Origin of the sequence: Tahibacter caeni (assembly GCF_024609805.1) — a bacterium.
Classification (GTDB): domain Bacteria; phylum Pseudomonadota; class Gammaproteobacteria; order Xanthomonadales; family Rhodanobacteraceae; genus Tahibacter; species Tahibacter caeni.
The window spans coordinates 1-1757 of the sequence record NZ_JANFVR010000569.1; the positions used below are offsets into that span (position 1 = coordinate 1).

Below are 1757 nucleotides of genomic sequence, written 5' to 3' on the forward strand. Positions count from 1 at the left end.
GCAGCGCGCGAGGCGCCGGACGCGATCCGGCGCCTCGCGCGCGTGTCGTCCCCGCAGAGCCGCGCCGGCCCGCCGGCCTCGCACTAGACTGCGCCAGTCCGCCCCGGAACCTCATGGCCGCCTTTCCGACCACCCGCTGGAGCCTGATCCACGCCAGCCGGCAGTCGCCGCAGGAAACCGCGGCGGCCTGGGCGGCGCTCGTGCGCGACTACCGGCCGGCGATCGTCGCCTACTTCCGGCGCAGCGCGCTCGCGCGCGACGCCGAGGACCTGGCCCAGGAATTCCTGCTGCGCTCGATGCAGGCCGACTGGTGGGCGCGCGCCGACGCGGAGATCGGCAGCTTTCGCCGCTTCCTGCTCGCGCTGCTCAAGCGCTTCCTGCTCAATCGCGAAAGCAGCGCGATGCAGCGACGCGAAGTCGGCGGCGACGCGCTCGATGCGCTGGAAACCGGCGGCGACGCCGAGACGCCCGAAGCCTGCTTCGACCTGCAGTTCGCGCTGTGCCTGACGCGCACGGCGCTGCACGGCCTGCGCGAGCGCTATGCGCGCGAGGGCCGCGCCGACCTGTTCGCCGGCCTGGAACCGTGGCTCGCCGAGACGCCGGCCCACGGCGAGCTCGCCGCGCTCGCGACGCGGCTGCAGGTCGCCCCGAACACCCTGGCGGTCAATCTGCGCCGCCTGCGCCAGCGGCTGCAGGAAGGCATACGCGCGGCGCTGGCCGAACTCTGCCTCGAACGCGCGCAGGTCGACGCCGACCTCGCCGCGCTGCGCGAAGCGCTGGCACGGACGCCGTGAGATGAACGACGAACGCGACCTGCTGCCGCTGGCCCGCGCCGTGTTTTCCGGCATCGGCGAAGCGCGGTCGGCGCTCGACGCGCTGGACCTGTCCGATCCGCTGCAGCGCCGCTTCGGCGACTACGAACTCGTCGAATGCCTCGGCCGCGGCGGCATGGGCGTCGTCTATCGCGCGCGCCAGCACAGCCTCGGCCGCGACGTCGCGCTGAAGGTCATCGCCGGCACGCAGCAGGACGCCGACGCGGTCGCGCGGCTGCATGCGGAGGCGCGCGCGGCGGCGCAGCTGCACCATCCGAATATCGTGCCGGTGTACGAGGCCGGCCTCGTCGACGACGTGCATTTCTTCTCGATGCCGCTGCTGCGCGGCGCGACCCTCGCGCAGACCTTGCACGGCGCGCTGGCCGAGAGCACGGCCGTGGACCTGGCACTGACCCTGGCGCGCGCGGTCGCCTACGCGCACAGCCTCGGCCTGCTGCATCTGGATCTGAAACCGGCCAACGTGCTGCTCGACGACGCGGGCCGGCCGCTGATCGGCGATTTCGGCCTCGCGCGCGCGTTCGACGCCGTCGGCAACGAGGATGCGGTGCGCGGCACGCCGGCCTACATGGCGCCCGAGCAGCTCGACCCCCGCCTCGGCGCGCTGAGTCCGCGCAGCGACGTCTATGCGCTCGGCGCGATGCTCCACGAATTCCTGACCGGCGCGCCGCCGCACGGCGACGACGTGAGCGCGCGGCTCGCCGCGGCGTCCGCGGCGCTGCGCGACGGACCGCGCGCGCGGCGTCCGGAACTCGGCGCCGACGTCGACGCGATCTGCCGGCACTGCCTGCAACCCGACCCGGACGACCGCTACGCGACGGTCGACGAGCTCGTCGCCGATCTCGCGCGCTGCCGCGACGGCAACGCCGTCAGCGTGCGGCCGCGGCGCTGGCCCGAGCGCGCCCGGCGCAGCCTGCGCCGGCATCA

The 1757-nt window shown here is 74.5% G+C and carries 2 protein-coding genes; both read left to right on the forward strand.

The window, feature by feature from the left end:
- The first annotated feature begins 113 nt into the window (after nt 1-113).
- Nucleotides 114-794 carry an RNA polymerase sigma factor gene (locus NON22_RS23840; protein WP_257389474.1) on the forward strand — a complete coding sequence of 227 codons (681 nt, stop codon included), beginning with the start codon at nt 114-116 and terminating at the stop codon, nt 792-794.
- Nucleotide 795: 1 nt separating this feature from the next.
- Nucleotides 796-1757, forward strand: a 962-nt coding sequence (locus NON22_RS23845) for a serine/threonine-protein kinase (RefSeq protein ID WP_257389476.1), incomplete at its 3' end; no start/stop codon positions are given.

Excerpts from the sequence above, each read along its gene's own strand:
- NON22_RS23840 (WP_257389474.1), top strand. The coding sequence starts at position 114 with ATGGCCGCCTTTCCGACCACCCGCTGGAGCCTGATCCACGCCAGCCGG.